Here is a 20649-nt window from a genome sequence, read left to right as displayed (position 1 = left end):
GATCTTTCATAGTTTGACCTCTTCAAGAAGACGCAGGAATAAGTGTAACAAGCGTAGCCACGACGGCAACCGCAATCATTGTCTTAGCAACAAATTTTCCAGTCTCATATCCCACTGAATAGGAACTACCGCAAGATATTTCGTCCATTTCCAAAATCGTCAATTCACGCATGTTCAAGACCTCCTTCATCGAATCGCGCGAAAGCCCCGCGCTGGCTAGAGAATGCCCTGCAAGATAGGCACTCAGTGAAAATATTAGACACCATTTTTTTTGTTCAAAGAGTAGACCGGCTCGAGCACCCATTCAATCAGGTATCGTTCTTCACCCTCAATACCAGCGTCTAACAACATCCCAGGCTTTAACGTCTCACTCGCCCCATAAGCGGTGATAGTCTGCCGCGCCAGCGCTACGTTTACGCGATAAAACGGCTTACTCTGTTCAGCCTTGTCTATTATTGAATCAAGCTCGCTAAGACTAACTGGACTGCGGCTAATGCGGACTACTTTTCCATCTTGGTGCCCAAATTTTTGATATGGATAAGCCTGATAGCGCAGTGCAACCCTGTCGCCTGGTTTGATGAAACCTATCCCTCGACTAGGCACCAGCAGCTCAGCCTCCAATTTTCCTCCATCTGGCAATAGAGTCAGCAGTGGCTGCCCCGCCTGAATTGCCTGTCCCAGCTTAGCCATCTGGGTGGCAATAACGCCGGCCACAGGTGCTTTCATTACCAGCGCCCCACTAGCTTGGTTTTGCACCTGCTCCTGTTCCACTACGGCGCTGTCCCGCTTGTATTCGGCGCGAATGCTCCCGCGTTGCCCCGGCAGCATGCCCAACTGCTGCTCGATCTGCGCAACGGAGCGCCGCATCTCGGTGGCCTGCCGCTGCAACGCCTGCATCTGGCTGGTGTATTCCAGCATGCTGGACTCCTGCTGCTTTATCTGTAGCACGCTGACGTACTTGCCATCCTGCAACTGGCGCCAGCGTTGCAGCACTTCATTGGCGAGGGTGATCTGGCTGCGACGGGTGGCGACTTCACCGTTCACCTGCACCAATTCCTGCTGCAGATTGACCAGTTGCGCGCGCAGCCCCTGCTCCTGTGCATCCAACTGCTGCAGCTGTGCCTGTTCGGAAGACCTCAACCCATCCCCTCGCTGGCGCAGATGGCGCTGCAAGGCAGCCTCGGTATCGCCGCTTGCCAGCGTCGCGCGCGGCACCGTCACTACGCCAAGGATCTGCCCGGCCTCGACGCGCTGGCCTTCGCTCGCGTCAAGCCGGGTGACAACCCCGGTGGCGGGCGCCATCACCGTCGCCAGGCCCTTGGTCGGTACCAGTTGTCCGGTCACAGTGGACCGATGCGTGTAGGTGCCAATGCACAGGAATACCAGCACCGATGTCGCCGCAATTGCGGCCGCGCTTGCAAATACCCATGCCTGCAACGGCTGCGCCAGGGAGATACCGCCTAGCCAACTGGCACGGCGGGCCTGCATGACTTCTTCCCGGAATAGGCCCTGGCTCATCCCGCATTCCCACAGAGTTTGCCGCTCGCCGCGCAGCGCGTGGAGAGCGACATCGCCAGCAAGATGCACAGTCCGACAAACGCACCACACAACACCGGGAAGGCATGTTCCGGCAATCCGAAGACGGCCTGGATGCCGCGCGCGATCGTAATGGCCGCCAAGATGGCGACTAACATCGCCCAATTCGGCTTACCGCCGCTATGCCGAACGACGCATGCGATCGGCACGATGAGCGCGTGGCCGTCGAGAAACTTCATGTTTATGGAATGAAGCACGCCACGATCCTTCGAAACGGGCGACGGGGCTTCAGCATCCAAGCACACCGGACGTTCCCGCCTTCGCCTCCATTAGGATCGTTGGCTGCGTGCGATTCAAGCGTTCAGGTGTGCCAGACCTGACATTTTCCAGCATGCATGTCGGGTCGGTGCGACATGGGTGGCGCGACATGCGTCAGGACTCCACGCCACCACCCGCATCCGCTGGCAATCGTGGCACCGCACCGCCGCAGGCACACAACCGCGCCGAACCAACTGCCGCGCTGGCGATAGCCATCATTCCAGATAGGTGCTGGCGCTCTCCAGCAGCGCGACGACCGTGGCAAGAAAGGAAACCGGGACATGCCTGGAGAGCTGTAGCAGGCGCGATTCGAGGTCGCGGCGTGAACTTGGTGCAGCGCTCGATGGCTCGGTCTTGCCGGTCATGCGACCAACCGCCAACCACTCGAAATCAACCTGCAGTTCCTTGCTGAGCACACGCAGGTTGTCGACACTGGGAACGAAACCATCTGCGCGCTCCCAATGGGCGACAGTGGCCCGATGCACTCCAAGCCTCCTCCCCAGTGCACCCTGCGAGAGGCCTAGTGCCTTGCGCGCAGAACGGATACGTGCTGCCACTGCACCATGATCCATGTCGCATACCTATCCGTAGGAACATCACCGTGATGCACACTCCAGATCAACGAAGTGTGTCACTTTTTGCATTTTGCTCGAATTAGGAGCGCTGTCAATCCGTGGTCAGCGCTCCTGGCCGGCGTTGCCGACCAAGTGCCTTTGAAGCGTACGCCGCAAGCGCACAGCCGCACATCCCTAGATAAGGTGACAGCGGCGCGCTCTGCCGGCGAACGCGCCTCCGAAGTTGGCTCAGCCCCCTTTCTCCGCCTCCAACTGCTTGCGGATCTGCGCATCGACCGCAGCGATCGCGGTCATGTTCATCACCCGGCGCGAGGTGGCGCTGGTGGTGAGGATGTGCACCGGCTTGGAGATGCCCATCAGGATCGGACCGATCGCCACGCCGTCGGTGAACACGCGCACCAGGTTGTAGGCGATGTTGGCCGCTTCCAGGTTCGGCAGCACGAACAGGTTGGCGCGGCCCTTCAAGGTGCTGTTGGGCATGATCTGCTTGCGCAGCGCCTCGTCCCAGGCGGTGTCACCCTGCATCTCGCCGTCGATGTTGAGCTTGGGATTGCGCTTGAGCAGCGCCTCGCGCACCTGGCGCATCTTCAGTGCATCGCGCGAGTCGTGGCTGCCGAAGTTGGAATGCGACAGCAGCGCGATGTTCGGCTCGATGCCGAACAGCTTGAGCCGGTATGCGGCCTGCAGCGTGGCCTCCACGATCTGCTCCATGCTCGGGTCTTCCTGCACGTGCGTGTCCAGGAAGAAGAACGCGCCCTGCGGGTTGATCACCGCGGTCATCGCCGAGGTCGAGCTGACCCGCGGTTCCAGCGGGATCACGCTGCGCGCGTAGCCGAGCTTCTTGTGGAAGCGGCCGACCACGCCGGTGAGCAGCGCGTCGGCTTCGCCGCGGGCGACCATCACCGCAGCGATCAGGGTCGGCCGCGAGCGCATCAATTCCTTGGCCGCGGAGACGGTGACGCCGCGGCGCTCGGTCAGCGCGTGGTAGTACTGCCAGTAATCGTTGAAGCGGGGATCGTCGAGGATGTTGGTGATCTCGAAGTCCACGCCGGCGGTGATGCGCAGGCCCAGGCGCTGGATGCGCGCTTCGATCACGTCCGGGCGGCCGATCAGGATCGGGAACGCCAGGCCTTCGTCGATCACGCTCTGCACCGCGCGCAGCACCACTTCCTCTTCGCCCTCGGCGTAGACCACGCGCTGCTTGTCGGCGCGGGCGCGGTCGTAGACCGGCTTCATCATCAGGCTGGTGCGGTAGACGAACTGACCGAGCTTGTCGCGGTAGGCCTCCATGTCGGCGATCGGGCGCGTGGCCACGCCCGAGTCCATCGCCGCCTGCGCCACCGCCGAGGACAGCTCGACCAGCAGGCGCGGATCCAGCGGCCGCGGGATCAGGTACTCGGGGCCGAAGCTCGGCGTCTCGCCGCCGTAGGCCGCGCCCAGGTCGGACGCCTCGCGCCGCGCCATCGCCGCGATCGCCTTGACGCAGGCGATCTTCATCGCCTCGTTGATGCCGGTGGCGCCGACGTCGAGCGCGCCGCGGAACAGGTACGGGAAGCACAGCACGTTGTTGATCTGGTTCGGGTAGTCCGAACGGCCGGTGCCGATGATCGCGTCCGGGCGCACCGCCTTGGCCGCTTCCGGGGTGATTTCCGGATTGGGATTGGCCAGCGCGAAGATCACCGGCTGCGGCGCCATCGTCGCCACCATCTCCGGCTTGAGGATGCCGGCCGCCGACAGGCCGAGGAAGATGTCCGCGCCCTCGACGATCTCGGCCAGGGTGCGCTTGTCGGTGTCGCGCGCGTAGCGCCGCTTGTCCGGGTCCAGGTCGGTGCGACCGGTGTGGATCACCCCGCTGCGGTCCAGCGCCAGGATGTTCTCCGGCTTCAGGCCCAGCGACACCAGCATGTTGACGCAGGAGACGCCTGCCGCGCCCATGCCGGTGGTGGCGAGCCTGACCTCTTCGATCTTCTTGCCGGTCACCACCAGCGCATTGAGCACCGCGGCGCCGACGATGATCGCGGTGCCGTGCTGGTCGTCGTGGAACACCGGGATGTTCATCCGTTCGCGCAGCTTGCGCTCGACCACGAAGCATTCCGGCGCCTTGATGTCTTCCAGGTTGATGCCGCCGAAGGTCGGTTCGAGGCTGGCGATGATGTCGACCAGCTTGTCCGGGTCGCTCTCGTCGATCTCGATGTCGAACACGTCGATGCCGGCGAACTTCTGGAACAGCACGCCCTTGCCTTCCATCACCGGCTTGGACGCCAGTGGGCCGATGTTGCCCAGGCCCAGCACCGCGGTGCCGTTGCTGATCACCGCCACCAGGTTGCCGCGCGCGGTCAGCTCGCTGGCCTGCTGCGGATCGGCGACGATCGCCTCGCAGGCGAAGGCCACGCCCGGCGAATAGGCCAGCGACAGGTCGCGCTGGGTCAGCATCGGCTTGGTCGCGGCCACCTTGATCTTGCCCGGCGGCTGCTGGCGGTGATAGTCGAGGGCGGCCTGCTTGAAATCTTCGTTTGACATCGAGGTTTCTACGGTCGTAAGGCGGCGAGGAATCTGGATTCTACTACTTGGACCGGAGCTGAGGTCTGTCTTGCGGCCATCGCCGCGCAGGCGGCCGCCGCGGCCGCGACGCACCGGCCAGGGCCGGCGCGCGCGGCGCTGCGGACTCAGCGGGTCGCGACGGATGCGATCGCCGCCGCCGGCAGCGCATCCCCGCCGCCGTCCAGCGCCAGCCGCAGGCGCTCGCGGTCGAGCGCGTTCTCCCAGCGCGACACCACCACGGTGGCCACCGCATTGCCGATGAAGTTGGTCAGCGAGCGGCATTCGCTCATGAAGCGGTCCACCCCCAGGATCAGCGCCATACCCGCCACCGGCACTTCCGGCACCACCGCCAGCGTCGCCGCCAGGGTGATGAAACCGGCACCGGTGACGCCGGCGGCGCCCTTGGAGCTGAGCATCGCCACCAGCAGCAGCGCGATCTGGTGGCCCAGGGTCAGTTCGGTATTGGTCGCCTGGGCGATGAACAGCGCGGCCAGGGTCATATAGATGTTGGTGCCATCCAGGTTGAACGAATAGCCGGTCGGAATCACCAAGCCGACCACCGACTTCTCGCAGCCGGCCTGCTCCATCTTCTCCATCAGCGAGGGCAGCGCCGATTCGGACGAGGAGGTGCCCAGCACCAGCAGCAGTTCCGCCTTCAGGTAGCGGATCAGCTTGAAGATCGAGAAGCCGCACAGACGCGCCACCGCGCCCAGGATCACCAGCACGAACAGCAGCGCGGTCGCGTAGAACGACCCCACCAGCCAGGCCAGGTTGACCAGCGACTCCACCCCGTACTTGCCGATGGTGAAGGCGATCGCGCCGAACGCACCGATCGGCGCGGCCTTCATCAGGATGTGCACCAGCTTGAACAGCGGCGCGACCAGCGCCTCGAGCAGGTTCAGCACCGGCCTGCCGCGCTCGCCGACCAGCGCCAGCGACACGCCGAACAGCACCGCCACGAACAGTACCTGCAGGATGTTGTCGCCGACGAACGGGCTGAGCAGCGTCTTCGGGATGATGTCCATCAGGAAGCCGACCAGGGTCAGCTCGTGCGACTTCTCCACGTAGCTGTGCACCGCGCTCTGGTCCAGGTCGGCCGCATTGATGTTCATGCCGGCGCCCGGCTGCACCACGTGGGCGACGATCATGCCGATCACCAGCGCCAGCGTGGAGAAGAACAGGAAATACACCATCGCCTTGACGAACACCCGGCCCACCGTCTTCAGCTGGGTCATGCCGGCGATGCCGGTGACGATGGTCAGGAAGATCACCGGCGCGATGATCATCTTCACCAGCTTGATGAACGCGTCGCCCAGGGGCTTGAGCTGCTCGGCGAAGGCCGGTGCGAGGTGGCCGAGCAGCGCACCGAGCACGATGGCGACCACCACCTGGAAATACAGCTGCCGGTAGAACGGCAGGTGCCGATGCACGACGCCGCCGGCCGGGGAAGTTGGGATATGCATGGGTGCGCTCCGGAGCAGAGGTAGACCGGCAACCCGACGCAGGTCGCGGAATGCTGCCTTTGTACGCGGCACCGGCTTCTAAGCAGATAACCTATTGGTACTAGTCCCCTGTTCGCGACGCCGCCGACGCAGTTACAGTGTCCTGGCTCGCTCGCGGGAGGGAAGGTGCGACGCGCAGCCGGTCATGGGGATGCCCCGCCGCCGCTGCGTCGCATACCGATCCGCCGCCGGCGCTGCCGGCGCCGTATGCGTATTCAGGGGCAATGCGCCGTCGCAGGATTGCAACACCGCTGTAAAGAACCGCCGGATGCGTCCGCTATTGCATGCGGGCGGCTCGTTGTTCCGACGATGCACCCACACCACGGCCGGGGGACGGTCGCGATCGACACCACCGCTACACCGCCCGCGCAAGCCTTGCCGCCCCGTCAGTCGAGTGCCGGCGCGCTTTTTCCCTCATCAAGAAGACATCACAACCATGCGCCATACCCTTCTCTTCGCTGCGCTGTGCCTGACCGCCGCCGCTCCCGCCGCCGCCAGCAGCTTCGACGACTGGCCGACCAAGGTCGCCTTCAACGACGGCACTGAACTGGCGCTGACCGGCAACTACGGCTACGATTGGAACAACTTCTCCGACGACGATGCGCGCCTGGAGGACGACAACGCGTTCCGGCGCAAGGAATTCGGCGCCACGCTGAAAAAGAAGGGCGTGTACGACGCGATGGTGTACTTCGACTTCCAGTCCAAGCTGTGGCTGGACGTGTTCTTCCGCTTCGAGACCAAGGCGCTGTTCGGCAGCGACTACGGCAAGGTGCGGCTGGGCTACATCAAGGTGCCGGTCGGCCTGGAAGGCGTGACCAGCTCGCGCGCCGACAGCTTCCTGGAAACCGCGCTGCCGATCCAGGCGATCTACCAGGGCCGCCGCACCGGTGTGGAGTGGACCTTCGAGCGCCAGCAGTACCTGCTGCAGGCCGGCGCGTACGGCGGCAAGGACCTGCAGGGCGACAACCCCGGCACCACCCAGGCGGTGCGCGGCGTGTGGACCCCGTTCAAGGCCGAGGGCGACGTGCTGCACCTGGGCCTGGCCTACTCGCAGGAAAACCCGCGCGGCTACCACAACGGCCTGGACGTGAGCTTCAGCCCGCGCGTGCGCCTGCGTGCGCGCCCGGAAGCCGGCCTGACCGATGTGCGCCTGGTCGACTCGGGCACCCTGGTCGATGCCGATCAGGTGCGCCGTACCGGCCTGGAGGGGATCTGGATCAAGGGACCGTTCTCGCTGCAGGGCGAGGCGCTGCGTGCAGAGGTGACCCGCGACAACGGCCGCCCCGACTACAGCGCCGACGGCCAGTACGTGTTCGCCAGCTACCTGCTGACCGGCGAGTCGCGCCCGTACAGCGCCGGCAACGTGGGCAACGTCAAGCCGGCCAATGCCTACGGCGCGGTCGAGCTGCTGCTGCGCTACAGCCGCCTGGATCTGGACGACGGCAGCGTGCTCGGCGGCCGCCAGCACGACTGGACCCTGGGCGCCAACTGGTACCTGACCAGCCACTTCAAGTTCCAGGCCAACTACGTGCGCGCCGACGCCGCGCGCGCCGGCGTGCACACCAAGCCGGACTCGATCGACCTGCGCGCGCAGATCCAGTTCTGACCGGCAGCGCCCAGGCGGCATGCGCCACACGGCGTATCGCCGCGCAGGCATGCCCGCGCATGCCTTGCCCGGCCCATGGCGGTGCGCTATCGGTCGGCATGCGCGGCGATGCCACAAGCCGTGCGCGGCTTTTCCGATGCAGGCGGGATGCCTTTCCCTCCCGCATCGCAGCGGCGCGGGTGCGCCGCATGCCCGGCTCCGGACCCGCCCGCTTCTGTTGACGACAACGAACTTCGCGTGCGCGCAGTTGCGCGAAAAGCGACTGCCTATATTGGCAGCCAAGTACGTCCCTGCAATTCGTCGCGACGAGGAATGCCACCATGCGCCCCATGATTCCCAAGACGCTCAGCAATCTCATTGCAGCGAGTGCTGGCGTGTTCAAGCACTCCACATCCAAGCACTCCGCATCGGCGAAACCCAATGTCTGCGCGGACCGGGCAAGCATGCCGCAAGGCAGTACGGGCTTGTTGGGCGGGCTCTCGTCGCTGGGCGGGCTGCGTTCGAAAAAACCGCAAGTGCATCCGCAACCGATGGCTACGCCTGCGCCAGCCCAGCCACGCCAGCAGGTGCCCCAGCGCAATACCGCATTCCCAAGCAATCAGCCGCAACCCTTCGCCAGAACGTCGGCGCCGATGCCGATGCCGACGCGCGCGCCGCCGGCAGCGCCTGCGCGAAGGGGCGGGCAACCGCCAGTCAGCGCTCAGCCGTTGTCGTCCAGGGCCTATGCGCCCAGCCGTGAATCCGCACCGCCGCCGTCCCTGCAGCAGCGCAATCCAGCCGGCAGGTCGGGGGATGGCAGCAGGCCGGTGGGCGCGCCGCCGCTCAGACAGAACGTTGGCATGGCCAGCGCATTCGACCAGCAGAAAGCCGGCACGACGGCGCCGCTCCATCGGTCGCAGCGGCCCGGCGGGCCAAAGCCTGCGGTCAATTCCGAGATCAACGGACTGCGCTCCATGATGGACACGCTGAGGAACGATCATGCCGCATTGAGCAAGCGCAAATCCCAGTTCGACAAGGAGATTTTCTTAAATAGCCCAATGCCCGATCACCTGCAATCGGAATACAGGAAAGTCGTAGCCGAGCGCAACGAAGTCGGTTCGCTGCTCGCCGCGATGCAGCGGCGGCTCGACTTCATCAGCGACCCGAAGGCCAACAGCGAGGTCCAGCAGCTCATGCGGCTGGCCAAGGTACGGCCTGCCGAGCGGCCCGACAGCGGGCCAGGCCTTGCGCAAGGCAATGCGATCCGCAAGAACATCGCGGCGCTCGAGGGTTATAGAGATCTGCTGGGGAATGCCGACGAAATGCGCGCAGTGCACAAACAGCTGGGCGAGATGCTCAAGAGCGGCACGCTCGACACGTTGCCGGCAGCCGATCTCAAGCAGCTGCACGCCTTGGCCGGGATGGACATCGAGCAGAAATTCGATCACTTGCAAAAGCTCGAGCAGGTGGTCGACCAGACCCGGACGTCCCTCTCCAAGACGGGTGGCGCAGGACTGTTCGAGGGTATTCCCTACAATGCCAAGGAGCACGCCCGCGCCCAGGAACAGCAACGCCAGAACCATCAGGACTCGCTGGACATGGGCTACCTGTGACATTTCCCGCGCCTGCCCGGCCACGCCGGCAGCGCATCCGGGCCGCTAGCGAACCCTCGCACCGCACTGCCCGCCCGGGCAGCTGACGCAGGCAGCGGCGTGGCTGCGCGGGCGGGCGCAGATCGCCGCGCGGCCGCGGTCCGCGCTTGCTTCGCCTTCTGCAGCATGGTGCGCGCGACCGCACACGACCCGCCCGCAGCACTGCCGGCGGCGGCGGCCCGCGCGAGGCAGGCCGGCCAAGCGCGGCGTGCGCGGTTCCCGTGCGGCCGGCGACCACCTCCCGTATCGGGAGATGGCGAGTGACTGGCGCGGCGGCCGCTGTCTTGCGCGCACGCCCCCATGGATCGCCCCATTCCCGACAATCGCCGATTGCTGGCGGGCGGAATGGCGCCGAGCGCAGCTGCGGCGCAGACTGCCGCTAAGCTGGTGCGCCAGCGTACTGACCGCGGCCCCGCATGCATCCCGCCTCGCGCTATCGCCGCCTCGCCCTGCTGTTGATCGCCGTCGGCGGCGGCATGGCGCTGGCGATGCTGTCGGCCGGGCATTTCGCCGAACAGCGCGCGCGGCGCGCCGAGAGCCGGCAACTGCGCCAGCAGCTGGAGCTGTACGCGCAGACCCTGCAGCAGCGCATCGACCGCTACCGCACCCTGCCGCAGGTGCTGGCGCTGGATCCGGAACTGCGCAACGCACTGACCCAGCCGCTGGACGCGGCCGCGCACCAGCGGCTGAACCTGAAGCTGGAACGCGCCAACGACGTCACCCGCTCCTCGACGCTGACCCTGATCGACGCCAGCGGCATCGCCGTGGCCGCCAGCAACTGGCGCCTGGCCAGCAGCAACGTCGGCGCCGACTACAGCTTCCGCCCCTACGTGAAGCAGGCGCTGGCGCAGGGCAGCGGCCGTTTCTACGGCATCGGCATGACCACCGGCGTGCCCGGCTATTTCCTGTCGCAGGCGATCCGCAACGACGCCGGCCGCACCCTCGGCGTGATCGTGATCAAGATCGAGCTGGCCGCATTGGAACGCGAATGGCTGCGCGTGCCCGACGTGGTACTGGTCAGCGACCGCCACGGGGTGGTGTTCCTGTCCAGCCGCGACGCCTGGCGCTATCGCCAGTTGCAGCCGCTGAGCGCGCGCGAACGCGAGGAACTGCTCGCCACCCGCCAATACGCCCGGCAGACCTTGCTGCCGGCGCAGCGGCGCAGCCTGGCCACGCTGGACGACGGCGGCCAGGTGATGCGCATCGACGCACCGGCGCAGCGCGCGCCGCTGCTGTGGCAGAGCATGGCGCTGCCGGAGCGCGGCTGGCGCCTGCACCTGCTGCACGACATCGGCGGCAGCCGCGCCGCCGGCCGCGCCGCCGCGCTGGCCGCGGCCGGGATCTGGCTGGCGCTGGTGTTCCTGGGCCTGCTGTTCCAGCAGCGCCAGCGCCTGGCGCGGCTGCGCCAGCGCAGCCGGCGCGAACTGGAATCGCTGCTGCAACAGCACGCGCAGGAACTGCGTACCGCGCAGGACGGCGTGGTGCAGGCCGCGCAGCAGGCCGATACCGGCCTCAGCCGCAGCCTGGAGCATCTGCCGCAGGGCGTGGTGATCATCGATGCGCAGCTGCGCCTGGTGGCGTGGAATTCGCGCTACCTGGAGATCTTCCGCTTCCCGCCGGAGCTGATCCGCATCGGCCGCCCGATCGAGGAGGTGTTCCGCTACAACGCGCGCCGCGGCCTGCTCGGTCCCGGCCCGGTGGAGGCGGCGATCCAGCGCCGCCTGGACCACCTGCGCAGCGGCCGCCCGCACATGCGCGAGAGCGAGAAGGACGACGGCACGGTGCTGGAGATCCGCGGCAATCCGCTGCCCGACGGCGGCTTCGTCACCAGCTATGCCGACATCACCAGCTACAAGAACGCCGCGCGCGAACTGCGCTCGCTGGCCGACGCGCTGGAGCACCGCGTCGCCGAGCGCACTCGCGACCTGGCCGCTGCCAAGCGCGAGGCCGAGAACGCCAACCGCTACAAGACCCGTTTCGTCGCCTCGGCGGTGCACGATCTGCTGCAGCCGCTCAACGCCGCGCGCATGTTCGTCTCCGCGCTGCGCGGCAAGCTGCACGACGCCGACGCGCGGCAGATCGCCGACCACGTCGACAACGCGCTGGTCGCGCAGGACGCGATCCTCAACAGCCTGCTGGACATCTCGCGGCTGGAGGCAGGCACGCTGAAGACGCAGCTGCGCGACTTCGCGCTGGGCCCGCTGCTGCAGACCCTGGCGCACGAATTCGGCATCGTCGCGCAGGACCGCGGCCTGCGCCTGGACTACCTGCCCACCCGCGCCGCGGTGCGCAGCGACGAGACCCTGCTGCGGCGCATCCTGCAGAACTTCCTGTCCAACGCGGTGCGCTACACCCCGCGCGGACGCGTGCTGCTGGGCTGCCGCCGCGACGGCGACAGTCTGCGCATCGAGGTCCACGACCAGGGTCCGGGCATCCCCGAGGCGCTGCAGCAGGAGATCTTCGAGGAGTTCCGCCGCCTCGGCGACGGCGTCGCCCACGACCGCGGCGCCGGCCTGGGCCTGGCGATCGTGGAGCGGATCGGGCGCCTGCTCGGCCACCGCATCGGCCTGCGCTCGCAGCTCGGCCGCGGCAGCGTGTTCGCGGTCACCGTGGCGCTGGGCGACGCCGCCGCCGCGGCGCAGGCGCAGGCGCCGACCGCGGTGGCCAGCGACAACGGCGACGACCCGATCCTGCACGGCTGCCGGGTGTGGTGCATCGACGACGACCCGCGCGTGTGCGAGGCCAGCCGCGCGCTGCTGGAACGCTGGGCGTGCCGGGTGGAACTGGCGGCCGGCCCCGACGCGGCGCTGGCTGCGGCGCAGCCGGCGCAGGCGCCGGAGCTGCTGCTGCTGGACGTGCGCATGGGCGAGCACGAAGGGCCGTCGCTGTTCGTGCAGTTGTGCGCGCGCTGGAACGCCGAGCCGCGGGTGATCCTGGTCACCGCCGAGCCGGACCCGGCGCTGCGCGCGCTGGCCCGGGCACACGACTGGGGCTTCCTGTCCAAGCCGGTGCGCGCGCCGGCACTGCGCGCCCTGATGACGCAGATGCTGCTGCGCCGGGGTTGAGCCCTGCTCCCACCGGACCATTCACCCCTCTCCCGTCGGGAGAGGGGTTGGGGTGAGGGTCCGGCGCGAAGCGGCTCGCGGAGTTGGGTGTGCGAGGCGCGCCCGTACCCTCATCCGCCCCTGCGGGGCACCTTCCCCCGAAAAGGGGCCATGGTCCCGGAGGGAGAAGGAACAGCCGAGCTTGCATAGCCCCACCGACGCCTGTCCCTTCACCACTCGTGCGGCGCGATCAGCTCCTCGGCGTCGGCGGCGTCGAAGCCGTAGGTCTTGGCGATGTACAGGAAGTCCACGCCGATGTTGTCGCGCGCGGCGGTCTCGATCTCGCTGTCGTGCGCCTCGAACTCCAGCGCCAGGGCGTTGAATTCCTCGGTGGCGGCGTGGGTCAGCCGGTACAGCGCCGGCAGGTCGGCCGGGGCCTGCGCCTCGATCGCCTCGCACAGCCGCAACAGGATCTTCTGGCCCTTGCCGACCAGGAAGGAAGGGAAATAGTCGTCGTCCAGCATTTCCTGCAGGAACGGGTAGTAGGCGATCTGCTGGTTGCGGATGGGCATGGTCGGGGGTCCCTTTCGGCCCGCAGGAAGCGCGGGCGCCAGTGCATAGCATCGCGTATCCGGGCGCGGCGGAAAATGCTCGCGGCGCGGCGGTTCAGACCTCGCCTTCCGGCTCCAGCGCCTTGACCAGCACCGCGGCCTGGGTGCGGCTGTGGCATTCGAGCTTTTTCAGGATCGCGGTCACATGCACCTTCACCGTGTTCTCGGCCAGGCCCAGTTCGTAGGCGATCTGCTTGTTGAGCAGGCCGTCGGCCAGGCACAGCAGCACCCGGAACTGCTGCGGGGTCAGCTGCGCCAGGCGTACGGCCAGTTGCGCGTCGGCCTCCGAGCGCACCGCGGTCAGCGGCGGGAACCAGGTGCCGCCGTCGAGCACCGCCGCCACCGCGATGCCGATGGTCTCGGCCGGCGAGGACTTGGGGATGAAGCCGGCCGCGCCGAATTGCTGCGCGCGCCGGATCACCCGTGGGTGGTCGTTGGAGGAGATCACCACCACCGGCACGTCCGGGCGTTCGCCGCGCACGTGCAGCAGCGCCGAGAAACCGCGCGCGCCGGGCATCGCCAGATCCAGCAGGACCAGGTCGGCGGCGGCGTGCGCGGCCAGCGCGGCATCCAGCGTGGCGGCGCTGGCCGCCTCGGTCACCCGCGCGCGCGGCAAGGCCTGGCGCAGCGCATGCAGCACCGCGGCGCGGAACAGGGGATGGTCGTCGGCGACCAGGATCGTGGGCGCATCCATGCCGACAGTCTGGCATGCGCGGCCGCCCGCGTGCCGCTGTTGCGCCGGCATCGGCGCGACCCCGCGCAACGGCGGCATTCAAGCCGCAGCGCCCGCAGCCGATAGCGTGGCGTGATCCATACCCTTTCGACCCTGCTGCGAGGCCTGCGCCCGGCCGCGTGCCGTTGCGCGCTGCTGGCGGCGCTGCTGGCGCCGGGCACGGCCGTGGCCGTGCCGGTCGCCAGCGCCAGCGCCAGCGCCAGCGACGATGCCGAGTTGCCCGGCAGCCTGGAACATTTCGGCCTGGACGACGGCCTGTCGCAGCTCACCATCACCGCGCTGCAGAACGACGACCAGGGATTCCTGTGGATCGCCACGCAGGAGGGCCTGAATCGCTTCGACGGCCACCGTTTCCGGGTCTATCGGCACGAACTCGGCGCCAGCGACCGGCAGAGCCTGCTCAGCAGCAGCCTCGACAGCCTCGCCTTCGAGGCGCGCGCTACCCGGCTGTGGCTGGGCAGCAACGACGCCGGCCTGGAAGTGATCGAACTGACCACCTGGCGGCGGCATCGGCTGGGCGTGGCCCAAGGCCTGTCGCACAACCGGGTGATGAACATCCTGATCGATCCGCAGGGCGGCGCCTGGCTCGGCACCGAGCACGGCATCGATCACGTCGATGCGGCGCTGAGCCGGGTGCTGCCGCTGGGCGGCGATGCACCGGTGGTCGGGCTGGCCTGGATGCCCGACGGCCAGCGCGCGGTGGCGCTGGACCGGCACTGCCGGCTATGGCTGCTCAGCGCGGCCGCGCGCCAGGCGCTGCCCGCGCCGCCGGGCATCGACGAATGCGTGGGCCTGCAATCCGGAGCGGAAGGGCTGTGGCTGGCCTCGGCCAACGCCGGACTGTTCAAGCTCGATGCGCAAGGCGCGGTGCTGGCGCACTGGAGCACGCAGCAGTTGCTGACCGACGGCAGCGACGTCAGCGCGTTGATCCGGCTCGCCGACGGGCGGGTCCTGGTCGGTTCCAGCAACGCGACGGTGACGCAATTGGACAAGAAGGATGCGGCCGCGCCGCGGCGGCTGAGCTTCGATGTGCCGCCACACAGCAGCATCACCCGCTTCTACCAGGACGGCAGCGGCACCTGGTGGATCGGCACCTACACCGGCGGGCTGTACCGGGTGCGGCCACTGTCCGCGGTGATCCGCAACGACGAAGAAGGCCTCAGCGACGTCCGCGACTGGCCCAATGCCAGCGTGCGCAGCATCTGGCGCGACGGCGCGCGCATGCTGATCGGCACCGACCAGGGGCTGCTGATGCGCGACCACGGGCGCGCACCCTGGCGCGTGCCGCCGGCGCTGGCGACACGCGCGATGCGCGCCATCGCCGCCGACCGCGACGGCTGGTGGCTGGGAACCCACCACGGCCTCTGGCGCCTCCGCCGCCACGGTGCGCTGGCGCGCCTGGACGGGTTGGCCGACGCCCACGTCAACGACCTGCTGCTGGAAGGCGACACACTGTGGATCGCCACCCGCCGCGGCCTGACCCGGGTGGTCGGCGGGCGCGTGCAGGACGACCCGCGCTGGGCGCCGCTGGCCGGGCGCGCACTGACCCGGCTGTACCGCGACGAGGAAGGTACGCTGTGGATCGGCTGCAACGACTGCGGCCTGTGGCGCATGCGCGGCGATCGCGCGGCCGAACCCTACCGGCCGGGCGGTGCCGGCGTGTACGCATCAGTGTGGTCGCTGTACGAGAAGGACGGCGTGCTGTGGGTGGGCACGTTCTCCGGCGGGCTGTACCGGGTGGACCTGAAGCACGACCTCGCCGAGCGCTACACCGACCGCGAAGGCCTGAGCAGCAACGTCGTCTACACCATCCTGCCGGATCCGCGGGGACGGCTGTGGCTGAGCACCAACAACGGCCTGAGCGTGCTCGATCCGGCCACCCGCATCGTGCAGAACCTGGGCAGCCGCGACGGCCTGCAGAACCAGGAATACAACAGCGGCCAAGGCTACCGCGACAGCCGCGGCCTGCTGTATTTCGGCGGCACGCAAGGCGTCGACGTGATCGACCCGCGCAAGCTGCCGCTGCGCAGCACGCCGGCGCGCGCGGTGCTGACCGACCTGCGCGTGCTCGACGCCGGCGAAGGCGGCCACGGCGGCCACGGCGGCAAGCGCCAGACCGAGACCGACGTGGTGTATGCGCAGGACATCGCGCTGGACTATCGCGACAACGTGTTCGCCCTGGGCATGACCGCGATCGACTTCACCGCGCCGGGCACGGCGCGCCTGCGCTACCGGGTCGACGGCCTGCACAAGGGCTGGATCTATCCGCAGACGGCGCACAGCGAGTTCTCGGTCAGCCATCTGCCGCCGGACCGCTACACGCTGCATGTGCAGGCGGCCGGACGCGACGGCCAATTCGGCGCCGCGCGCACGCTGCGGATCCAGGTGCGGCCGCCGCCATGGCGGCATCCGCTGGCCTATGCCGGCTATGTGCTGCTGGGCCTGCTGCTGCTCGGCCTGATCGCGCAGCGCGTGCGCCGCACGGTCAATCGCGAGCGCGACATGGTGGAACTGCTGAACCTCACCGTCGCCGAGCGCACGCGGCAGCTGGAGCGCGCCAACCAGCAGCTGCTGCAGAGCAATGCGCGGCTGGAGGCGGCCACCCGCCTGGATCCGCTGACCCTGGTCCCCAACCGCCGCGAACTGCAGGACTGGCTGGCCCGCGAATGCCCGGCGCTGCGCGCCCAGCTCGACGCCGGCAGCAGCGCCGACGCACTGTATTTTTTCATGATCGACATCGACAACTTCAAGCGCATCAACGACGGCTATGGCCACCAGGCCGGCGACGTCGCGCTGGTGCACTGCGCCGACAGCCTGCGCGCACTGTGCGGCGAACGCGACCTGCTGGTGCGCTGGGGTGGCGAGGAATTCCTGCTGGTCGCCCGCCTGCATCGCGATGGCGCGGCCGAGGCCCTGGCCGAGCGCCTGCGCACGGCGGTGGCCGCGCACCGGTTCGCCCTGGAACAGCGCGAACTGCTACTGACCTGCTCGATCGGCTTCGCGCCGTGGCCGCTGCTGGCGGCGTGGCCGGCGCTGGGCGATTGGGAGCAGAGCGTGGGCCTGGCCGATCGTTGCCTGTACGCGGCCAAGGGCGCCGGCAAGAACGCCTGGGTCGGGCTGGGCGCCGGCGCGGCGCCGGACCGGCCGCGGGTGCAGGCCTTGCTGGCCGGCGGCGCACCCGAACACCTCGGCGACAGCGTGCGCATCCTGCACTCCACCGCGCGGCCGCCGCGCTTCGTGCGCTGAGCGCCGGCCCTCGCCTCAGCGCGTTCAGCGCGGCGGATGGCGGCGCATGCTGCTGCGCCAGGCGTCCAGGAACTGGCGGCGCTTGAGCGCGTCCAGGTACACCAGCAAGCCCGGCCCCAGCGCGATCGGACGCAGCGCCGGCGCCGGCGCCGGCGCTGCGGCGCCCGTGCCGCCGGCCCCCGGCAGGATCGGCTTGAGCCGCGCCTCGCGCGACAGCACCTGCTGGCCGCGCGGCGACAGCAGGTAATCGAGAAAACGGCGCGCCTCGGCCGCGTGCGGCGTATCGCGCGGAATCACCGCGGTGCGCAGCGCGACCAGGGTGTAGTCCTCCGGCTGCACGATCGCCAGCGGCGCGCCGGCGTCGATCCGCGCCTGCGCGTAGGAACCGAGCACGTTGTAGGCCAATAGCAATTCGCCGCGGCTGACCCGGTCCAGCAGCACCCCGGTGCGTTCCTCCAGCAGCACCTGGTTGTCGCCCATCGCCGCCAGCAACGCGCCGGCCATGCTGCCGATCTGCCCGTCCTGGGTCGCGAACAGATAGCCCACGCCACTGCGCTCCACATCGTAGGTGCCGATCCTGCCGCGCAGCGGCAGGCCCGGCGCGCGCAGCAGTTCCAGCAACTGGCGGCGCGTGCGCGGCACCTGCGCCGCCGGCAGCCGCGCCTTGTTGTAGACGATCGCCACCGGCTCGTAGCTGATCGCGAACGCTTCGTGCCGCCATTGCGCCCACGCCGGCAGCGCCTCGGTCTGCGGCGAACGGTGCGCGAGCGCGTGGCCGTCGTTCACCAGCTTGGTCTGCAGGTCCATGCTGACGCTGATCAGCAGGTCGGCACAGCGCGCGCCGGGCCGCGGATGCAGGTAGCGCTGGTACATGTCCCAGGCGATCACGTCCTGGTACACCACCTCGGTGCGCGGGTGCAGCCGCTGGTAGTCGCCGATCAGCGCGGCGAACACCTCGATGTCGGTCGAGCCCTGGATGCACAGCTGCGCTTCGGCGCCGCCCTGCGCAGGAAAGCGGCGGATGTCGCCGGGCGCGGCCACCGCGTGATGGGCCAAGACGCAGCCCAGCACCAGGACGGCGGCGCGAAACCAGGGGAGCCGAATCATGGATGCAACCTGGGCAGGCGCAGGCTGGCGATCAGGCCACCGCCGACGCGGTTGGACAGATCGATGCGCCCGCCGTGGCTGTCGACCACGCGCTTGACGATCGCCAGACCGAGTCCGGCGCCGCCGGCGGCCGCGCCCTCGCCGCGCGCGAAGCGCTCGAACACGCGCTCGGCATCGGCGGCGGCGATGCCGGGGCCGTGGTCGGCCACGGTCACCACGCAATCGCGCGCCGCGCAGGTCAGCGCCACCTGCAGCGCGCCGTCGCCGCCGTACTTGCAGGCGTTGTCGATCAGGTTCTTGATCGCCTCGCGCAGCAGCAGCGCATCGCCGCGCACCAGCGCCGGCGCGCTGGCGATGGCCAGCTGCACGCGCGGACGCGGGTGCGAGTGCGGCAGCGCCTCGTGCAGCGCCTGATGCACGACTTCGGCCAGATCCACGCTGGCGTAGCGCTGCAGGTTGGCGCGGTGGATCACGCTGGCATCGCTGAGCAACTGGTTGAGCAGCCGGCTCATGTGCGTGGCGTTGCGCTCGATCGCCTCCAGGCTGCGGCGCATCTCGCGCGGATCGTCGTCGTCCAGCGCCAGCTGCGCCTGCGCGCGCAACGCGGCCAGCGGCGTGCGCATCTGGTGCGCGGCCTCGGCCATGAACGCGCGCAAGGTCTCGTTGCTGCCGGCCAGGCGCGCCATGAAGCGGTTCAACGCCGCCACCATCTGGTGCATTTCCTGCGGCGCGGCCACCGCCAGCGGCTTCAGCTCCGACGGCTCGCGCCGCGACAGGTCGCGCTCGATCCGCTGCAGCGGGCGCAACGCGCGATACACCCCCAGCCACACCAGCGCCAGCGCCAGCAGCGACAGCACCGCGATCGCGACCAGCGCGTGCAGCACCACATCCTGCGCCAGCGCTTCGCGCGCGCGCCGGGTCTGCCCGACCTGCACCCACACCTCGTCCTGCGCCGCCGCCGAGGACACCCGCCGCGCCACCACCGCAAAGCGCACCCGCTCGCCGCTGTAGTGCGCATCGAACAGCCGCGGCGGCGCGCTGGCGCGCGGCAGCGACGGCGCCTTCGGCAGGTCGCCATAGCCGGTGATGGTGCGCCCGTGCACATCGAACACGCGGTAGAACACCCGGTCTTCCGGCGCCATCGCCAGCAGGTCCAGCGCCGCGTACGGCAGGTCCACCTGCCACTGCCCGCCGGCCAGCGCCACCGAATCGACGATCGACAGCGCCGAGGACACCAGCAGGTGATCGTAGGAACGGTTGGCCGCGCGCTGGCCGTAGCCGCGCGCGGCGAAGAACAGCGCCACCGCGCCGAGCAGCGACAGCGCGCCCAGGTACAGCAGCAGCGTGCGCCGGATCGACGGCGCCGGTAGCGCGGCCTCAGCCATCGCCGCCCGTCTGCTGCGACGCCGGCGCCGGCGTTTCGGGCTCGGCCGCTTCCAGCTTGTAGCCGACCCCGCGCACGGTGACGATGCGCAGCGGCGCGCCGGCCAGTTTCTTGCGCAGGCGCCCGACGTACAGCTCGATCGCGTTCGGCCCGGCCTCGTCGTCGAAGCCGAACAGGCCGTTGCCGATCTCGTCCTTGCCCAGCACCTGGCCGAGCCGCCCGATCAGGATCTCCAGCAGGCGGTATTCGCGATTGGGCAGCTCGATCGGCGCCCCGTCCAGGCTGACGGTGTGCGCGGCGTTGTCGAAGGCGAAACCGCCCAACTGCAGCACCTCGCTGGCGTTGCCGCGGTTGCGCCGCAGCAGCACCCGGCAGCGCGCCTCGAACTCGCGGAAATCGAACGGCTTGCCCAGGTAATCGTCCGCGCCCACGTCCAGCGCCTGCACGCGGTCCTCGATGCCGTCGCGCGCGGTCAGCATCAGCACCGGCGTGGTGTCGCCGCGTGCGCGCAAGCCGGCCAGCACACGCAAGCCATCCAGCCCGGGCAGGCCGATGTCCAGCACCACCAGATCGAAGCTCTGGTAGCGCAGCACGCTGGCCGCGCCCAACCCATCGCTCTGCCAGTCCACCGCATGCCCGCTGCGGCGCATGCGCCGCACGATCGCATCGGCCAGATCGGCGTTGTCCTCGACCAGTAAAAGGCGCATTGGTGCCGGGAATCGGGAATGGAGAATCGGGAATGGTAAGAGCAATTGCCGAAGCCTAGCGCATCCGGAGAGCAACGCTCTTCCTATTCCCCATTCCCGATTCTCCAT

General features: G+C 68.6%; 15 protein-coding genes. 4 read left to right on the top strand and 11 right to left on the bottom strand.

Annotated features, from left to right (window positions below; all coding sequences use genetic code 11):
- Positions 1 to 22 precede the first annotated feature (22 nt).
- From FZ025_RS12725 to FZ025_RS12700, 6 genes are all read right to left on the bottom strand, one after another.
- The gene (locus FZ025_RS12725) at positions 23 to 172 is read right to left on the bottom strand and encodes a hypothetical protein (RefSeq protein WP_158185566.1); all 150 of its coding nucleotides are present in this window, start codon (positions 170 to 172) and stop codon (positions 23 to 25) included.
- An 83-nt stretch (positions 173 to 255) separates the two neighbouring features.
- Positions 256 to 1518 (bottom strand): HlyD family secretion protein, encoded by a 1263-nt coding sequence (locus tag FZ025_RS12720; protein WP_046977945.1) that lies wholly within the window; start codon positions 1516 to 1518, stop codon positions 256 to 258.
- On the bottom strand, positions 1515 to 1775 hold the full coding sequence (locus FZ025_RS12715) for a hypothetical protein (protein WP_244292374.1): 261 nt from the start codon (positions 1773 to 1775) through the stop codon (positions 1515 to 1517). The genes FZ025_RS12720 and FZ025_RS12715 overlap by 4 nt, the downstream gene beginning before the upstream one ends.
- A 294-nt stretch (positions 1776 to 2069) precedes the next feature.
- The gene (locus FZ025_RS12710) at positions 2070 to 2426 is read right to left on the bottom strand and encodes a helix-turn-helix transcriptional regulator (RefSeq protein WP_046977943.1); all 357 of its coding nucleotides are present in this window, start codon (positions 2424 to 2426) and stop codon (positions 2070 to 2072) included.
- A 231-nt stretch (positions 2427 to 2657) separates the two neighbouring features.
- Entirely contained in the window at positions 2658 to 4949 is a 2292-nt protein-coding gene (locus FZ025_RS12705) for an NADP-dependent malic enzyme (protein ID WP_046977942.1), read from the bottom strand.
- A 146-nt stretch (positions 4950 to 5095) separates the two neighbouring features.
- Positions 5096 to 6433, bottom strand: coding sequence for a dicarboxylate/amino acid:cation symporter (locus FZ025_RS12700; RefSeq protein ID WP_046977941.1), 1338 nt, complete (start codon positions 6431 to 6433; stop codon positions 5096 to 5098).
- A gap of 475 nt (positions 6434 to 6908) precedes the next feature.
- Here FZ025_RS12700 and FZ025_RS12695 point away from each other — a divergent pair, with 475 nt between their 5' ends.
- The 3 genes from FZ025_RS12695 (at position 6909) to FZ025_RS12685 (ending at position 12774) form a co-directional block, all read left to right on the top strand.
- Positions 6909 to 8078: an OprO/OprP family phosphate-selective porin gene (locus tag FZ025_RS12695; protein ID WP_046977940.1), complete on the top strand. Its 1170-nt coding sequence runs from the start codon at positions 6909 to 6911 to the stop codon at positions 8076 to 8078.
- A gap of 320 nt (positions 8079 to 8398) precedes the next feature.
- Complete coding sequence (locus tag FZ025_RS12690) at positions 8399 to 9670, top strand: hypothetical protein (protein WP_146093509.1); 1272 nt, start codon at positions 8399 to 8401, stop codon at positions 9668 to 9670.
- 455 nt (positions 9671 to 10125) lie between these two features.
- Positions 10126 to 12774, top strand: a complete 2649-nt coding sequence (locus tag FZ025_RS12685; RefSeq protein WP_046977938.1) for a PAS-domain containing protein — start codon at positions 10126 to 10128, stop codon at positions 12772 to 12774.
- 209 nt (positions 12775 to 12983) lie between these two features.
- Here the strand turns inward: FZ025_RS12685 and FZ025_RS12680 are convergent, their stop codons facing one another.
- Positions 12984 to 13325 (bottom strand): DUF5713 family protein, encoded by a 342-nt coding sequence (locus tag FZ025_RS12680; RefSeq protein ID WP_046977937.1) that lies wholly within the window; start codon positions 13323 to 13325, stop codon positions 12984 to 12986.
- 94 nt (positions 13326 to 13419) lie between these two features.
- Positions 13420 to 14058 (bottom strand): LuxR C-terminal-related transcriptional regulator, encoded by a 639-nt coding sequence (locus FZ025_RS12675; protein ID WP_046977955.1) that lies wholly within the window; start codon positions 14056 to 14058, stop codon positions 13420 to 13422.
- A gap of 111 nt (positions 14059 to 14169) precedes the next feature.
- On the opposite strand from FZ025_RS12675, the gene FZ025_RS12670 reads away from it, so the two are divergent.
- Positions 14170 to 17343 carry a ligand-binding sensor domain-containing diguanylate cyclase gene (locus FZ025_RS12670; protein ID WP_046977936.1) on the top strand — a complete coding sequence of 1058 codons (3174 nt, stop codon included), beginning with the start codon at positions 14170 to 14172 and terminating at the stop codon, positions 17341 to 17343.
- 24 nt (positions 17344 to 17367) lie between these two features.
- On the opposite strand, the gene FZ025_RS12665 is transcribed toward FZ025_RS12670, so the two are convergent.
- From FZ025_RS12665 to FZ025_RS12655, 3 genes are read right to left on the bottom strand one after another with little or no spacing between them, the layout of a single operon-like run.
- The gene (locus FZ025_RS12665) at positions 17368 to 18450 is read right to left on the bottom strand and encodes an ABC transporter substrate-binding protein (RefSeq protein WP_046977935.1); all 1083 of its coding nucleotides are present in this window, start codon (positions 18448 to 18450) and stop codon (positions 17368 to 17370) included.
- The gene (locus tag FZ025_RS12660) at positions 18447 to 19835 is read right to left on the bottom strand and encodes a sensor histidine kinase (protein WP_046977934.1); all 1389 of its coding nucleotides are present in this window, start codon (positions 19833 to 19835) and stop codon (positions 18447 to 18449) included. Before FZ025_RS12660 ends, FZ025_RS12665 begins: the two co-directional genes overlap by 4 nt.
- On the bottom strand, positions 19828 to 20541 hold the full coding sequence (locus FZ025_RS12655; RefSeq protein ID WP_046977933.1) for a response regulator transcription factor: 714 nt from the start codon (positions 20539 to 20541) through the stop codon (positions 19828 to 19830). The genes FZ025_RS12660 and FZ025_RS12655 overlap by 8 nt, the downstream gene beginning before the upstream one ends.
- Positions 20542 to 20649 lie beyond the last annotated feature (108 nt).

The organism is Xanthomonas hyacinthi (assembly GCF_009769165.1).
Lineage (GTDB): Bacteria > Pseudomonadota > Gammaproteobacteria > Xanthomonadales > Xanthomonadaceae > Xanthomonas_A > Xanthomonas_A hyacinthi.
This window is presented reverse-complemented; position numbering and strand designations above follow the sequence as displayed.

Bases quoted from the DNA above. Each gene is read 5' to 3' on its own strand.
- FZ025_RS12725 (WP_158185566.1), bottom strand. From the start codon at position 172: ATGCGTGAATTGACGATTTTGGAAATGGACGAAATATCTTGCGGTAGT.
- FZ025_RS12720 (WP_046977945.1), bottom strand. From the start codon at position 1,518: ATGAGCCAGGGCCTATTCCGGGAAGAAGTCATGCAGGCCCGCCGTGCC.
- FZ025_RS12715 (WP_244292374.1), bottom strand. From the start codon at position 1,775: ATGAAGTTTCTCGACGGCCACGCGCTCATCGTGCCGATCGCATGCGTC.
- FZ025_RS12710 (WP_046977943.1), bottom strand. From the start codon at position 2,426: ATGGATCATGGTGCAGTGGCAGCACGTATCCGTTCTGCGCGCAAGGCA.
- FZ025_RS12705 (WP_046977942.1), bottom strand. From the start codon at position 4,949: ATGTCAAACGAAGATTTCAAGCAGGCCGCCCTCGACTATCACCGCCAG.
- FZ025_RS12700 (WP_046977941.1), bottom strand. From the start codon at position 6,433: ATGCATATCCCAACTTCCCCGGCCGGCGGCGTCGTGCATCGGCACCTG.
- FZ025_RS12695 (WP_046977940.1), top strand. From the start codon at position 6,909: ATGCGCCATACCCTTCTCTTCGCTGCGCTGTGCCTGACCGCCGCCGCT.
- FZ025_RS12690 (WP_146093509.1), top strand. From the start codon at position 8,399: ATGCGCCCCATGATTCCCAAGACGCTCAGCAATCTCATTGCAGCGAGT.
- FZ025_RS12685 (WP_046977938.1), top strand. From the start codon at position 10,126: ATGCATCCCGCCTCGCGCTATCGCCGCCTCGCCCTGCTGTTGATCGCC.
- FZ025_RS12680 (WP_046977937.1), bottom strand. From the start codon at position 13,325: ATGCCCATCCGCAACCAGCAGATCGCCTACTACCCGTTCCTGCAGGAA.
- FZ025_RS12675 (WP_046977955.1), bottom strand. From the start codon at position 14,058: ATGGATGCGCCCACGATCCTGGTCGCCGACGACCATCCCCTGTTCCGC.
- FZ025_RS12665 (WP_046977935.1), bottom strand. From the start codon at position 18,450: ATGATTCGGCTCCCCTGGTTTCGCGCCGCCGTCCTGGTGCTGGGCTGC.
- FZ025_RS12660 (WP_046977934.1), bottom strand. From the start codon at position 19,835: ATGGCTGAGGCCGCGCTACCGGCGCCGTCGATCCGGCGCACGCTGCTG.
- FZ025_RS12655 (WP_046977933.1), bottom strand. From the start codon at position 20,541: ATGCGCCTTTTACTGGTCGAGGACAACGCCGATCTGGCCGATGCGATC.